The sequence below is a fragment of the Devosia sp. BK genome, from assembly GCF_032907385.1.
Classification (GTDB): Bacteria; Pseudomonadota; Alphaproteobacteria; order Rhizobiales; family Devosiaceae; genus Devosia.
In genome coordinates, this window is record NZ_JAIMBX010000001.1 from 331208 (window position 1) to 345194 (window position 13987).

Annotated in this window: 12 protein-coding genes; all 12 read left to right on the plus strand. The window is 60.7% G+C overall.

Annotated elements, in window-relative coordinates:
- Positions 1-61 precede the first annotated feature (61 nt).
- The 12 genes from sucC to DevBK_RS01550 all read left to right on the plus strand — a co-directional run bounded on the left by sucC (position 62) and on the right by DevBK_RS01550 (position 13977).
- The gene (sucC, locus tag DevBK_RS01495) at positions 62-1255 is read left to right on the plus strand and encodes an ADP-forming succinate--CoA ligase subunit beta (protein WP_317184231.1); all 1194 of its coding nucleotides are present in this window, start codon (positions 62-64) and stop codon (positions 1253-1255) included.
- Positions 1256-1273: 18 nt separating this feature from the next.
- The gene (gene sucD, locus DevBK_RS01500; protein ID WP_317184232.1) at positions 1274-2176 is read left to right on the plus strand and encodes a succinate--CoA ligase subunit alpha; all 903 of its coding nucleotides are present in this window, start codon (positions 1274-1276) and stop codon (positions 2174-2176) included.
- A gap of 372 nt (positions 2177-2548) precedes the next feature.
- On the plus strand, positions 2549-5554 hold the full coding sequence (locus DevBK_RS01505; protein ID WP_061910268.1) for a 2-oxoglutarate dehydrogenase E1 component: 3006 nt from the start codon (positions 2549-2551) through the stop codon (positions 5552-5554).
- Between the two features lie 22 nt (positions 5555-5576).
- Positions 5577-6848 (plus strand): 2-oxoglutarate dehydrogenase complex dihydrolipoyllysine-residue succinyltransferase, encoded by a 1272-nt coding sequence (gene odhB / locus DevBK_RS01510; RefSeq protein WP_062631519.1) that lies wholly within the window; start codon positions 5577-5579, stop codon positions 6846-6848.
- A 172-nt stretch (positions 6849-7020) separates the two neighbouring features.
- Positions 7021-7476, plus strand: a complete 456-nt coding sequence (locus DevBK_RS01515) for a hypothetical protein (RefSeq protein WP_061910272.1) — start codon at positions 7021-7023, stop codon at positions 7474-7476.
- Between the two features lie 47 nt (positions 7477-7523).
- Positions 7524-7913 carry an MAPEG family protein gene (locus tag DevBK_RS01520; protein ID WP_317184233.1) on the plus strand — a complete coding sequence of 130 codons (390 nt, stop codon included), beginning with the start codon at positions 7524-7526 and terminating at the stop codon, positions 7911-7913.
- Positions 7914-7993: 80 nt separating this feature from the next.
- Entirely contained in the window at positions 7994-8626 is a 633-nt protein-coding gene (locus DevBK_RS01525) for a LysE family transporter (RefSeq protein WP_061910276.1), read from the plus strand.
- A gap of 24 nt (positions 8627-8650) precedes the next feature.
- Entirely contained in the window at positions 8651-10060 is a 1410-nt protein-coding gene (gene lpdA, locus DevBK_RS01530; RefSeq protein WP_317184234.1) for a dihydrolipoyl dehydrogenase, read from the plus strand.
- Between the two features lie 331 nt (positions 10061-10391).
- Positions 10392-11372, plus strand: a complete 981-nt coding sequence (locus DevBK_RS01535) for a TRAP transporter substrate-binding protein (RefSeq protein ID WP_317184235.1) — start codon at positions 10392-10394, stop codon at positions 11370-11372.
- A 53-nt stretch (positions 11373-11425) separates the two neighbouring features.
- A complete protein-coding gene (locus DevBK_RS01540) occupies positions 11426-11953 on the plus strand; it encodes a TRAP transporter small permease (protein WP_317184236.1) in 528 nt (175 codons plus the stop codon).
- Positions 11954-11960: 7 nt separating this feature from the next.
- Positions 11961-13241, plus strand: coding sequence for a TRAP transporter large permease (locus DevBK_RS01545; protein WP_317184237.1), 1281 nt, complete (start codon positions 11961-11963; stop codon positions 13239-13241).
- Positions 13242-13245: 4 nt separating this feature from the next.
- Positions 13246-13977, plus strand: coding sequence for a FadR/GntR family transcriptional regulator (locus tag DevBK_RS01550; RefSeq protein ID WP_317184238.1), 732 nt, complete (start codon positions 13246-13248; stop codon positions 13975-13977).
- Positions 13978-13987: the final 10 nt, after the last annotated feature.

Genomic DNA, 13987 nt, shown 5'->3' on the forward strand with positions numbered 1-13987 from the left:
GCTTCTCCTTTCCGGTCTCTAGAATCGGCCGGTTACCATCTGCCCACCCAAGGGGAATCCAATGAACATCCATGAACACCAGGCCAAGGCGCTGCTGAAAGAATATGGCGCGCCCGTTGCTGCCGGCGTCGCCATCTATTCGGCTGACGAAGCTGAAGCTGCGGCAAAGTCGCTGCCCGGCCCGCTCTATGTGGTCAAGAGCCAGATCCATGCCGGCGGCCGCGGCAAGGGCAAGTTCAAGGAACTCGGTCCCGATGCCAAGGGCGGCGTTCGCCTCGCCCGCACCATCGAGGACGTCGTGGCATTCTCCAAGGAAATGCTCGGCAACACCCTCGTGACCGCTCAGACTGGCGATGCCGGCAAGCAGGTCAACCGCCTCTATATCGAAGACGGCGCCGATATCGCCCGCGAACTCTATTGCTCGCTGCTGGTCGATCGGTCGGTCGGTCAGGTGGCTTTCGTCGTCTCGACCGAAGGTGGCATGGACATCGAGGCCGTCGCTCATGACACGCCCGAGAAGATCCATACCATCGCCATCAATCCAGAAGCTGGCGTGACCGCCGCTGATACCGCCAAGATCGTTGCTGCCCTTGCCCTCGACGGTGCTGCTGCCGAAGATGCCAAGACGCTGTTCCCGATCATCTACAAGGCGTTCAGCGAGAAGGACATGGCTCTTCTCGAAATCAACCCGCTGATCGTCATGACCGACGGCCACCTGCGCGTCCTAGACGCCAAGGTGTCGTTCGACGGCAATGCTCTGTTCCGCCACGACGACGTCAAGGCGCTGCGCGACGAGACCGAAGAAGACAGCAAGGAAATCGAGGCCTCGAAGTGGGACCTCGCTTACGTTGCGCTCGATGGCAATATCGGCTGCATGGTCAATGGCGCCGGCCTTGCCATGGCGACCATGGACATCATCAAGCTTTACGGAAAAGAGCCGGCAAACTTCTGCGACGTCGGCGGCGGCGCCGGCAAGGAGAAGGTCGCTGCAGCCTTCAAGATCATCACGGCCGACCCCAAGGTCGAGGGCATCCTCGTCAACATCTTTGGCGGCATCATGAAGTGCGACGTCATCGCCGAAGGCGTGGTCGCAGCCGTCAAGGAAGTTGGTCTCAAGGTGCCGCTGGTCGTGCGCCTCGAAGGCACCAATGTCGATTTGGGCAAGAAGATCCTCAACGAGTCGGGTCTCGCGATCACCGCAGCCGACGATCTCGATGACGCTGCGAAGAAAATCGTCGCGGCGATCAACGGCTAATTTGAAGGACCTTACCTGATGTCTATTCTCGTCAATAAGAACACCAAGGTCCTCGTTCAGGGCCTGACCGGCAAGACCGGCACCTTCCACACCGAACAGGCTTTGGCCTATTACGGTACGCAGATGGTCGGCGGTATCCACCCCAAGAAGGGTGGCGAAACCTGGACCGGCGCTGGCGGCGAATCTCTCCCGATTTTCGCAACCGTTGCCGAAGCCAAGGAACGCACCGGCGCTGACGCTTCGGTCATCTATGTGCCGCCAGCCGGCGCTGCCGATGCCATCATCGAAGCGATCGATGCGGAAATCCCGTTTATCACCTGCATTACCGAAGGTATTCCGGTGATGGACATGGTGCGCGTCAAGGCTCGCCTCGACCGCTCCAAGTCGCGCCTTCTCGGCCCGAACTGCCCGGGCGTCCTGACGCCGGAAGAATGCAAGATCGGCATCATGCCGGGCTCTATCTTCCGCAAGGGTTCGGTGGGTATCGTCTCGCGCTCCGGCACGCTGACCTATGAAGCCGTGTTCCAGACCTCGAACGAAGGCCTCGGCCAGACCACGGCTGTCGGCATCGGCGGCGATCCGGTCAAAGGCACCGAGTTCATCGACGTGCTCGAGATGTTCCTCGCGGACGAAGCCACCCAGTCGATCATCATGATCGGCGAAATCGGCGGTTCGGCTGAAGAAGATGCGGCGCAGTTCCTGATCGACGAAGCCAAGAAGGGCCGCAAGAAGCCAATGGCTGGCTTCATCGCTGGCCGCACTGCGCCCAAGGGCCGCACCATGGGCCATGCCGGTGCTGTCGTCTCCGGCGGCAAGGGCGATGCAGAATCCAAGATTGCTGCGATGGAAGCCGCGGGTATCCGCGTTTCGCCATCGCCGGCACGTCTGGGTACGACGCTTGTGGAAGTGCTTAAAGGCTAAAAAATACCCCCACCTAACCTCCCCCTGGTAGGGGGAGGAATCTCACGGTGGCTCACGACTATTGCGGCACGAACCGCCGCGTTCCTCCCCCTACCAGGGGGAGGCTAGGTGGGGGTCTTCCCGCCCACTAAATTTCCCCTTTGCGACCAATGTCGGTCGCGCTTCGGTCACGGTTTGGTGTTAAGCCGGACGCCGACCGATTTGGTACATATGTTCTAAGTCGCGGCGCCTGCTCAGGGCGCCGCAAGTCTTAACAAGATACAAAGGAAAAGCGGTCAATATTCCCCCACTTTGGGTGGCCGCAATTGAGAACCGGCTCTCCGCCGGTTTGTTGAGAAGGATGACAGGACGCAAGGTCCTGCGCAAAAAGCGATGACACGACAGGAAAAGAACGACGCGTTCTTACTGACCTCGTTCCTCTATGGGGGGAACGCCGACTACATCGAACAACTCTATTCCCGCTACAAGACCGATCCGTCGAGTGTCGATGGTACGTGGTCCAGCTTCTTCTCAAGGCTCGACGACAGTGATGCCGAAGCGTTGAAGAACGCCGAAGGCGCAAGCTGGGGCCGCAAGGATTGGCCGCAGGCGGCGAGTGGCGACCTGATTGCTGCGCTCGATGGCAATTGGGGCGAAGTGGCTGTCAAGGCCGAAAAGGCGACCTCCAAGAAGGCTGCTGCCGAAGGCAAGCCCGCGCCAAGCGCCACCGATGTGCTGCAGGCGACGCGCGATTCGATCCGCGCCATCATGATGATCCGTGCCTATCGCATGCGCGGCCATCTGCATGCCGATCTCGATCCGCTGCGTCTCAAGGCCGAAGAACCGGCTCCCGAGCTCGACCCCAAGAGCTATGGCTTCACCGAAGCCGACTACAGCCGCAAGATTTTCATCGATAACTATCTCGGGCTCGAATACGCGACGCTCCCGGAAATGCTCGCCATCCTGCTGCGCACCTATTGCGGCACGGTGGGCATCGAATTCATGCATATCTCGGATCCGGAAGCCAAGCAGTGGATCCAGGAGCGCATCGAGGGCCCCGATAAGGAAATCACCTTCACCGCCGAAGGCAAGAAGGCGATCCTTTCCAAGCTGATCGAGGCAGAAGGCTTCGAAAAGTTCATCGACGTCAAATATACCGGCACCAAGCGCTTCGGCCTTGATGGTAGTGAAGCCGCGATTCCGGCGCTCGAGCAGATCATCAAGCGCGGCGGCGCGCTCGGCATCAAGGACATCGTCTTTGGTATGGCCCACCGCGGCCGCCTCAATGTCCTGACCCAAGTGCTGCAGAAGCCGCATCGCGCCCTGTTCCATGAGTTCAAGGGCGGCGCCTTCTATCCCGACGACGTCGAAGGTTCAGGCGACGTGAAGTATCACCTCGGTGCGTCATCCGATCGCGAATTCGATGGCAACAAGGTCCACCTGTCGCTGACCGCGAACCCCAGCCACCTTGAGATCGTCGATCCCGTCGTGCTCGGCAAGTCGCGCGCCAAGCAGGACCAGCACATCGCGCCCGATGGCAAGCTCGTCAACATTGCCGTCGATGGCAAGCCGGACCGGTCGATGGTCCTGCCGCTGTTGATCCATGGCGATGCGGCCTTTGCCGGCCAGGGCGTCATCGCGGAATGCTTGGGCCTTTCCGGTCTCAAGGGTCATCGTACCGGCGGCTCGATCCATCTCGTTATCAACAACCAGATCGGCTTTACCACTTCGCCCATCTATTCGCGTTCGTCGCCCTATCCGACCGACGTTGCCAAGATGATCGAAGCGCCGGTTCTGCACGTGAACGGCGATGATCCGGAAGCCGTGGTGTTCGCCGCCAAGGTCGCGGTCGAATACCGCCAGAAGTTCGGCAAGCCTGTCGTCATCGACATGTTCTGCTATCGCCGCTTCGGCCACAACGAAGGCGACGAGCCAAGCTTCACCCAGCCGCTCATGTACTCCAAGATTCGGAGCCACAAGACGACGCTTGAGATCTACTCGGAAAAGCTGGCCGCCGAAGGCGTGATCAGCCTTGCCGAAGTCGACAAGCTCAAGGCCGACTGGCGCTCCAAACTCGAAACCGAGTTTGAAGCCGGCCAGGACTACCGCCCGAACAAGGCCGACTGGCTCGATGGCGCTTGGAAGAACTTCAAGCCCGCCGACGAAGAGGGCCCGCGCCGTGGCGAAACCGGTGTCTCGCTCGACAAGCTCGTCGAGATCGGCACCAAGCTCACCACCGTTCCGGCAGACCTCAACGTCCACCGCACGGTCAAGCGCTTCATCGACAATCGCCTCGGCGCGATCGAGTCGGGCGAGGGCATCGATTGGGCGACCGCCGAAGCTTTGGCTTTCGGCACGTTGGTCACTGAAGGCCACCCGGTCCGTCTCTCCGGCCAGGATTGCGAACGCGGCACGTTCAGCCAGCGCCATTCGGTGCTGAATGATCAGCAGGTCGAGAACAAGAGCTATACCCCGCTCAACAATCTCGATCCTGAAAATCAGGCGCGCTACGAAGTCATCAACTCGATGCTTTCGGAAGAAGCCGTGCTCGGTTTCGAATATGGTTATTCGCTGGCCGAACCAAAGGCGTTGACCCTTTGGGAAGCCCAGTTCGGCGATTTCGTGAACGGTGCGCAGGTCGTGATCGACCAGTTCATCTCCTCGGGCGAGCGCAAGTGGTTCCGCATGTCGGGCCTCGTGATGCTTCTGCCGCATGGCTATGAAGGGCAGGGCCCGGAGCACTCCTCCGCGCGTCCCGAGCGCTTCCTCCAGCTTTGCGCAGAAGACAATATGCAGGTCGCCAACTGCACGACGCCGGCCAATTACTACCATGTGCTGCGCCGGCAGCTGAAGCGCGACTTCCGCAAGCCGCTGATTCTCTTCACGCCCAAGAGCCTGTTGCGTCACAAGCGCGCCGTCTCGGGCCTCGTCGAATTGGGTCCCGATTCCTGCTTCCACCGTCTCCTCTGGGACGATGCCGAGGCTCCGGGCGTGCCGAAGACGACTACGCGCCTTGTCGGCGACGACAAGATCCGCCGCGTCGTGCTTTGCACCGGCAAGGTCTACTATGATCTCCTCGAAGACCGCGAGAAGAAGGGCGTCGACGACGTCTACCTTCTCCGCGTAGAGCAGCTCTATCCCTTCCCGGCCAAGGCGTTGGTGGACGAATTGAGCCGCTTCCCCAATGCCGAGATCGTCTGGTGCCAGGAAGAGCCGCGCAATATGGGCGCTTGGACGTTCATCCAGCCTTATGTGGAATGGGTGTTCGACCAGATCGGCCGCGAATATCAGCGCGTCCGCTATGTCGGCCGCAAGGCTGCCGCTTCGCCGGCAACCGGCCTGATGCGCACCCACCTGGCGCAGCTCCAGGAATTCCTCGACGAAGCGTTTGCCAAGTAAGCACGAGATAAAAGGATCAACAATGTCGACAGAAATCCGTGTGCCGACGCTGGGCGAAAGCGTCACCGAAGCGACCATCGGCCAGTGGTTCAAGAAGGTTGGCGATACCGTCAACGCTGACGAACCGCTGGTTGAACTTGAAACTGACAAGGTCACCATCGAAGTGCCGGCCCCTTCGGCCGGCGTGCTCGAAGCTATTGCCGCCAATCCCGGCGACACCGTCGATGTCGGCGCGCTGCTTGGCGCCATCGGCGCTGCCGGTGCCGGGGCTGCTGCCTCTGCGCCTGCCGCTGCTGCTGCGCCGGCTCCTGCCAAGGCCGAAGTGCCTGCTGCCAATGCTGCCGGCCCCGAGCCGATCCAGCAGGCTGGTGCGACCGACCGCGCTCCGGCGCCATCGGCTCAGAAGCTGATCAACGAAAATGGCCTCGATGCCAATGCGATCGGCGGTTCGGGCAAGTCTGGCCAGGTGCTCAAGGAAGATGTGCTCGGCGCTCTCGCCCGCACCTCGACCCCGGCTGCACCCGCTCCGGCTGCCAAGCCTGCCGAAGCCAAGGCGCCTGCTGCGCCGCGCGCACCGACCGCTGCCGGCGATGCAGAGCGCGAAGAACGCGTCAAGATGACCCGTCTCCGCCAGACCATTGCCCGCCGCCTCAAGGACGCGCAGAACACTGCGGCCATGCTCACGACGTTCAACGAAGTGGACATGAAGCCGGTCATGGACCTGCGCAATTCCTACAAGGAACTGTTCGAGAAGAAGCATGGCGTCAAGCTCGGCTTCATGGGCTTCTTTGCCAAGGCGGTGGTTCACGCTCTCAAGGAAATCCCGGCCGTCAATGCCGAGATCGATGGCGATGAGCTGATCTACAAGCAGTATGCCCATCTCGGCGTCGCTGTCGGCACCGACAAGGGTCTCGTCGTTCCGGTCGTGCGCAATGCCGATCAGATGTCGATCGCTCAGATCGAAAAGGAAATCGGCAATCTCGGCAAGAAGGCTCGCGACGGTCAGCTGTCGATGGCCGACATGCAGGGCGGCACCTTCACCATATCCAATGGTGGTGTCTATGGCTCGCTGATGTCGACGCCTATCCTCAATGCGCCGCAGTCTGGTATTCTTGGCATGCACAAGATCCAGGAGCGCCCGGTCGTCGTCGGGGGCCAGATCGTCATCCGTCCGATGATGTATCTCGCGCTGTCCTATGACCACCGGATCGTCGATGGCAAGGAAGCGGTCACCTTCCTCGTTCGCGTCAAGGAAAGCCTTGAGGCGCCCGAGCGTCTGGTCCTCGATCTCTAAGGAACGTTTGACGCCAACGACGCGTTACGCGAAAGGCCCGCTTCGGCGGGCCTTTTTTCTTGGTCTAACCAAACCGTGTTGTTGGCGGAGCTCGATGTTAACGACCTGTTAGCGGAAGTGGCCCCTATGCATAGCGTAGTCGTTGAACTGTCACACGCCTCGGAGATGTGGGTTGCGTTTTTGTCTAACCCTGATCGCTCTTCTTCTCGTTCCGGTTATCCCCGCCACAGCACAGGATGATTCCGCCGGCAATCAACAGTTGATCGGCGAGCTGATGGCCTTCCATGGATCGCAAGCCATCGTCGATGTCATGACCACGCATTGCTACGAAACCACGGGTCTTGATGGCGCCTATAAGGCAGCCGCCGACAATTGGTATCTGCGGAATATCGGCTTTCTCGATCTCGCCGATCGCGTCATTGCCCGCCTCGGCGGCGGGGCAGAGGACCAGCGCCGCGCCGCCGAAACCTATGGCGGTTCGCAGATCATGACGGCCTATAACCAGGCCTACAACAAAGACAATTTCTGCCGCGCCTTTCTGGCCCAAGTGGAATCAGGCGCGCTCGATATCGATCAGCAATTGCCCGATCCGTTGAAGCGGGCGCAGGAAATCTCGGCCTCGTCCTGATCCAGCAAACGTCTCGCGCGTTTCAGCTACAGTTGCCGGAGGATTTCATGAGCACCGAACTGACTTTACTGATCTGGAGCGCCGCGCTCGCCTTTGCCTATGTCCTCGTGCAATCGACGGCCTACCGGCTCGATTACGGGATCAAATATGCCGGCTCGCAGCGCGACAATGAGCGGCCACCCAATAAATGGGCCGCCCGCGGCAATCGCGCTCTGCGTAACTTGCTTGAAACCTATGGCATTTTCATCGCGCTTGCCGTGGCCACCGAACTCTCGGGCCGCTCCGATGGTCTGACGCAGTGGGGCACGCAGATCTGGTTCTGGGCGCGTTGGGTCTATATCCCGGCCTACTTTATAGACGTGCCCTTTGTGCGCTCCGGTGTCTGGACGGTGTCGATGATCGGGTTGATCCTCCTCTTTGTGGGCGTTGCCTTTTAGGTGAGGGCCCTTGCCGGGCGGCGCATTGCCGCTCGGAAGCCAGTGGTGTAACGGTTTGACCGCTATCATTGCGGTGCACCATGACTTTTCCCTGGCTCGAATTCGCCGGCCTTATGCTGGCCTTTGGCATCAATGCCGTTATTCCTGGCGCCGATTTCGCCATGGTGCTGCGCCAATCGGTGGCCCACGACCGCCGCGCTGCGCTCTTCACCTCCGCCGGTATCGCCACATCGATCCTCGTCCACGGCACCTATACGCTGCTCGGCGTCGGCGTGATCGTCGGCCAATCATTGCTTTTGTTCAATGTCTTGAAGTGGTTGGGCGCAGCCTATCTCGTCTGGCTCGCCATTCAGGCGCTGCGCAGCCCACCGCCGCAGCCGCCGTCCGAACTCGATGCCTCGCAGGCCCGCCGCGGCGATATGGCAGCCTTTGCGCTGGGGTTTCTCACGAACCTTCTCAACCCCAAGGCCGTGCTATTCTTCCTCGCGTTGTTCACTTCGCTCGTCTCGATCCACACGCCGGGCGAAGTAAAAGTTATCTACGTGGGCAGCATGAGCCTTATGCTTTTTGCCTGGTTCGCATTGGTGTCGTTTTTCTTTACGACCCCTTCGGTGCGGCAGGGCTTTTTCCGCGTCGGCCGGTGGTTTAATCGGGTTACCGGCATTACATTCCTGGCGTTGGCCGTTCGCGTCGCGCTGGCACAGCAGCGCTAAACTTATCTGAGGCTTAGAAGAACCATGGCAGACCAATTCGACCTCGTAGTAATCGGCTCCGGCCCCGGCGGCTATGTGGGCGCCATCCGCGCCGCGCAGCTCGGGCTCAAGGTGGCCGTGGTCGAAAAGTGGCCGACGCTCGGCGGCACCTGCCTCAATATCGGTTGCATTCCCTCCAAGGCACTGCTCCACGCCTCCGAGCTTTTCGAGGAGGCCGGCCACGGCTTCAAGCAGCTCGGCATCGACATTCCAGCGCCGGTTCTCAACCTGCAGCAGATGCTGGCGCACAAGTCCGATGTCGTCGCTTCCAATGTCGGCGGCGTCGATTATCTCTTCAAGAAGAACAAGATCACCGTCTTCCGCGGCACTGGCTCGATCCCGGCTGCTGGCAAGGTGCTGGTGACGCCGCAGTCTGGCGCTGCGCAGGAAATCGAAACAAAGAATATCGTCATCGCCACGGGTTCGGTTTCGGCCAATCTCCCGGGCATCGACATTGACGAGAAGACCGTCGTCACCTCGACGGGCGCGCTGTCGCTCGACAAGGTGCCGGGCCATCTCCTCGTTATCGGTGCCGGCGTCATCGGGCTGGAACTCGGTTCGGTCTGGCTGCGTCTTGGCGCCAAGGTGACGGTGGTCGAATATCTCGATCGCATCCTGCCCGGCATGGACAGCGAAGTTGCCCGCCAGTTCCAGCGCATGCTGCAAAAGCAGGGCATGGAATTCAAGCTCTCGAGCAAGGTGTCCGGCGTTCAGAAGGATGCAGGCGGCGCGCTCAAGGTGCAGGTCGAGCCGGCCAAGGGTGGCCAGGCCGAAGTGATCGACGCCGACATCGCGCTCGTCGCCATCGGCCGCAAGCCCTTCACGGAAGGTCTTGGCCTTGAAGGCGCTGGCGTGGCGCTCGATGAGCGCGGCCGCGTCAAGGTCGATGGGCACTACAAGTCTTCGGTCGATGGCATTTATGCCATTGGCGACGTGATTGCCGGCCCGATGCTGGCACACAAGGCCGAGGATGAAGGCATTGCCATCGCGGAGATCCTGGCTGGTCAGGCCGGCCATGTGAACTATGCCGCGATCCCGTCCGTCGTTTACACCAATCCCGAAGTCGCCTCGGTCGGCAAGACCGAAGACGAACTCAAGGCCGATGGCGTCAACTACAAGATCGGCAAGTTCCCCTTCACCGCCAATGGCCGCGCCAAGGCGATGCTGGCGACACAGGGTTTTGTGAAGATTCTCGCCGATGTGGAAACCGACCGCGTGCTCGGCGCCCATATTGTGGGCAAGAATGCCGGTGAAATGATCCACGAGTTGGTGACGCTGATGGAATTCTCGGGCGCTGCGGAAGATTTGGCGCGGACGACCCATGCCCATCCGACGCTGTCGGAAGCTGTGCGTGAAGCAGCGCTGGCGCTGGGTGATGGGGCGATCCACATCTGACGCAATCTCCGAGCTCCACCGCTTGTCACCCCGGCGAAGGCCGGGGCCCAGCCTGAGATCTCAAGATGGATCCCCGCTTGCGCGGGGATGACACGCAGTGGTTTGATCGTAGACACATGAGGCGCCGCTAATCACGGCGCCTTTTCTGCCTCTCGATAATTCATCATACAAGTTCAGATTAATTGTATGTTGACTTGTCTTGAAGACTTCCATACCAGTTTGCCCACGGCACCAATTTCCGAGGAGGGGAGGGTGCCCAGCGGCCGGCATAGGCCGGCCATGCGTCTGGTTCGAGGAAGGGACAAGACGCTGGATTTTTGGGAGGACATCCATGTTTCATCTGCCAAAGATGGCGGCTATGGCCGTCGTCGCGACTTCGCTCATGCTTTCGACAGCCAGCGCCCAGACGGTGCTGCGCTCGTCCGACACGCATCCCGATGGCTATCCGACCGTCGAAGCGGTCAAGAAGTTCGGCGAACTGCTGAGCGAAAAGACCGATGGCCGCTATTCGGTCGAAGTGTTCCACTCGGCCCAGCTTGGCCAGGAAGCCGACACGATCGAGCAGACCCAGTTCGGCGTCATCGACATGAACCGCATCTCGATCGGTGCCTTCGGCACTCAGGTGCCGGAAGCTACGGTCACCCAGTTGCCGTTCATCTTCCGCTCGGCCGAGCACTTCCACAATGTGCTCGATGGTCCGATCGGCGAAGAAATTCTCGCCGCCTTCGATCCCGTCGATGTCGTCGCGCTTGCCTTCTATGACGGTGGTTCGCGCTCGTTCTACAACAGCGAAAAGCCGATCAACTCTCCAGCCGATATGGCGGGCCTCAAATTCCGCGTCATGCAGTCCGACATCTTTGTCGACATGGTCGGCGCGCTCGGCGCCAATGCAACCCCCATGCCCTATGGCGAAGTCTATTCCGGCATCCAGACCGGCGTTATCGACGGCGCGGAAAACAACTATCCGAGCTATGACACGGCCGGTCACGCCGAAGTCGCGAAGTACTACTCGCTCGACGAGCATCTGATGGTGCCCGAAGTCCTGGTGGTGTCCAAGGTCGTCTGGGATGGCCTGACGCCGGAAGATCAGGCGCTGTTCCGCGAAGCCGCCAAGGAATCCGTCGCAGTCCAGCGCGAGCTCTGGCAGGCCAAGGAAGTCGAATCCAAGGCGGCCGTCGAAGCGCTCGGCGCGACGATCAACGAAGTCGACAAGGCCCCCTTCATCGAAGCGATGAAGCCAGTCTACGACAAGTACGTCACCGATCCCAAGCTGCAGGACCTCGTTTCCCGCATCCAGGCCACTGAAGGCTGAGGCCTTTCGGGTCGGCTCAGGCCGGCCCGTCTTTCCCTCGAGGAGTTTGAGCCATGAGAGAACGGTTCAAGAGAGCCGGAGCGGTGACGCATGCCTTGTCGGAAGGCGCGCTCTGGGTTGCCGGTATCGGTCTCGTTTCGATGACGGTGATCGTGGCCTATCAGGTCTTCATGCGGCACGTGGTCAATTCCTCGCCGCCCTGGACCGAGGCCGGTTCGATCATGATCATGAGCTGGTTCATTTTCTTGGGCGCAGCGGTTGGCGTGCGCGAGAACTTCCATATGGGGTTCGACGTGCTTCTCTATATCCTGCCACCGGGGGGCAAGCCTTGGCTGCGCGGGATAAGCGATATTTCCATCTTCGCCTTTGCGGCGGGCATGGTTTTTTACGGCGGTGAATTGGCCCTGCGCGGCTGGACAGTGCGCATTCCGGTCGTCGGCCTGCCGCAGACCTTCACCTATCTCCCCATCGTCATCGCGGGCTGTTTGATGTGCCTGTTCTCGCTCGAGCGCCTCTTGCTGCGCGCTGCTGGCGAGAATGTCGATGATCCCATCATCGATGCCACCGTGACGGCGGACTGAGGGCAAAATGGAATATTGGATTCTCTTCGGCGTCTTCACGCTGCTCATGCTGGTAGGCACGCCCATCGCCTTCTGTCTCGGGATCGCGAGTTTTGCGACGGTCGTCTATCTCGGCCGCCCGGCAATCGTTGTGTTCCAGCAGCTCAATTCCGGCGTCTCCGCCTTTACGCTAATGGCCATTCCCTTCTTCATCTTTGCCGGCGATCTGATGATGCGCGGCGGAATCGCAGCGCGGATCATCCAGTTTGCGGGCTCGTTGATCGGCCATGTTCGTGGCGGTCTGGGCCAGGTCAATGTTGCGGCATCGACGCTCTTTGGCGGCATTTCCGGCTCGGCCGTGGCGGAAGCCGCAGCTGTCGGTGGCATCATGATCCCTCAGATGAAGGCGCGCGGGTATGGCGCTGATTACGCGGTGAACGTGACCTCGATGGCGGCACTGATCGCGCTTCTTCTGCCACCCAGTCACAACATGATCATCTATTCGCTATCTGGCGGCGGGCGCATTTCTATCCCCGATCTCTTCACCGCTGGTATCATCCCCGGATTGCTGCTTGCCGCAGCGCTGATGGTCACGGCCTATTTCGTTGCCGTAAAGCGCGGCTATCCGACGGAGCCGTTCCCGGGGTTTGCGCGGGCCTTCCAGTATTTCCTAATTTCGATCCCGGGCCTCATGCTGATCGTCATCATCTTCGGTGGCGTCCGCTCCGGCATCTTCACCGCCACGGAAAGCTCCTGCATCGCGGTGATCTATGCGCTGCTCGTCACCGTCTTGGTTTACCGCTCCATGGGGCCGAAGGAATTCGTGCACTGCGTGATGGGTGCGGTGCGGACCACGTCCATGGTGCTGTTCATCATCGGCGCGGCGGCGGCTTTCGGCTGGCTCATGGCCTATCTCAAGGTTGCGACCATTCTCACAGACGCAATCTCGCAGCTGACCACCGATCCGCTGATGGTACTGCTGCTGATCAACGTGCTGTTGCTCCTTCTCGGCACGTTCATGGATATGGGACCGCTGATCGTCATCACGACGCCGATCTTCCTGCCTATGGTCTCGGCCTTCGGCGTCGACCCCGTGCATTTCGGCGTCATCATGATCCTCAATCTCGGCATCGGGCTTAATACGCCGCCCCTTGGGCCGGTGCAGTTCGTCGCTGCTGCCGTGGGCAAGATCACTGTCTGGGACGCCATGAAGAGCGTCTGGCCGTTTTATGGTGCGGGCCTCGTTGTTCTCGGGCTCGTGACCTATATTCCGGCGCTCTCGCTCTGGTTGCCGAGTCTGTTCCGGTAAGGTCATGTCCCTCGTTGAAGCCGCACTTCCCGCCCGCAAGCCCAAGCTGGCACAAATGGTCATCGATGCGCTGAGAAAGCGCATCTCGTCCGGCGAATTCGGGCCGGGCGAAAAGTTGCCCACCGAAAGCCAGTTGACCGTGCATTTCGGCGTTAGCCGCACCGTGGTGCGCGAAGCCATCGCGGCGCTTTCGGCGGATGGTTCCGTCCAGCCGCGGCAGGGAGCGGGTGTGTTCGTGCTAGCGAATGCTGCCAGCGCCTTTGCTGCGATCGGCGGCGAAACATCGAACAAGATCTCGGTCGCCCTCAACGTGCTCGAAGTGCGCATGGGCATCGAGATTGAATCTGCCGGGCTCGCTGCGATCCGCCGCAGCGCCAGCCAGGAAGCGGCGATCCAGGAGGCATGGCACGAGTTTGGCCGGCTGCTGAAATCGGGTAATCCGACGGGCAAGACCGACTTCGCGTTTCACCGCGCCATCGCCGCCGCGACCAACAACCCCTTCTACATCGAAGTTCTCGACGGCCTCGGGAGTCGCACAATCCCCTGCGATGTCGCTTCGCCCTGGGGCACGGAGAGCGTGCTGACTTATGACTATCAGGCCGGGCTGCACGAGGAGCACAAGCGCATCCTTCAGGCCATTGCTGCCCAGAATGCCGACGCCGCCCGCGAGGCCATGCGCCAACATCTCTCGCGCAGCCAGGACCGCTATCGCGCCCGCCTCGCCGAGCAAGACTGACCCTTTCACC

Bases quoted from the DNA above. Each gene is read 5' to 3' on its own strand.
- sucC (WP_317184231.1), top strand. From the start codon at position 62: ATGAACATCCATGAACACCAGGCCAAGGCGCTGCTGAAAGAATATGGC.
- sucD (WP_317184232.1), top strand. From the start codon at position 1,274: ATGTCTATTCTCGTCAATAAGAACACCAAGGTCCTCGTTCAGGGCCTG.
- DevBK_RS01505 (WP_061910268.1), top strand. From the start codon at position 2,549: ATGACACGACAGGAAAAGAACGACGCGTTCTTACTGACCTCGTTCCTC.
- odhB (WP_062631519.1), top strand. From the start codon at position 5,577: ATGTCGACAGAAATCCGTGTGCCGACGCTGGGCGAAAGCGTCACCGAA.
- DevBK_RS01520 (WP_317184233.1), top strand. From the start codon at position 7,524: ATGAGCACCGAACTGACTTTACTGATCTGGAGCGCCGCGCTCGCCTTT.
- DevBK_RS01525 (WP_061910276.1), top strand. From the start codon at position 7,994: ATGACTTTTCCCTGGCTCGAATTCGCCGGCCTTATGCTGGCCTTTGGC.
- lpdA (WP_317184234.1), top strand. From the start codon at position 8,651: ATGGCAGACCAATTCGACCTCGTAGTAATCGGCTCCGGCCCCGGCGGC.
- DevBK_RS01535 (WP_317184235.1), top strand. From the start codon at position 10,392: ATGTTTCATCTGCCAAAGATGGCGGCTATGGCCGTCGTCGCGACTTCG.
- DevBK_RS01540 (WP_317184236.1), top strand. From the start codon at position 11,426: ATGAGAGAACGGTTCAAGAGAGCCGGAGCGGTGACGCATGCCTTGTCG.
- DevBK_RS01545 (WP_317184237.1), top strand. From the start codon at position 11,961: ATGGAATATTGGATTCTCTTCGGCGTCTTCACGCTGCTCATGCTGGTA.
- DevBK_RS01550 (WP_317184238.1), top strand. From the start codon at position 13,246: ATGTCCCTCGTTGAAGCCGCACTTCCCGCCCGCAAGCCCAAGCTGGCA.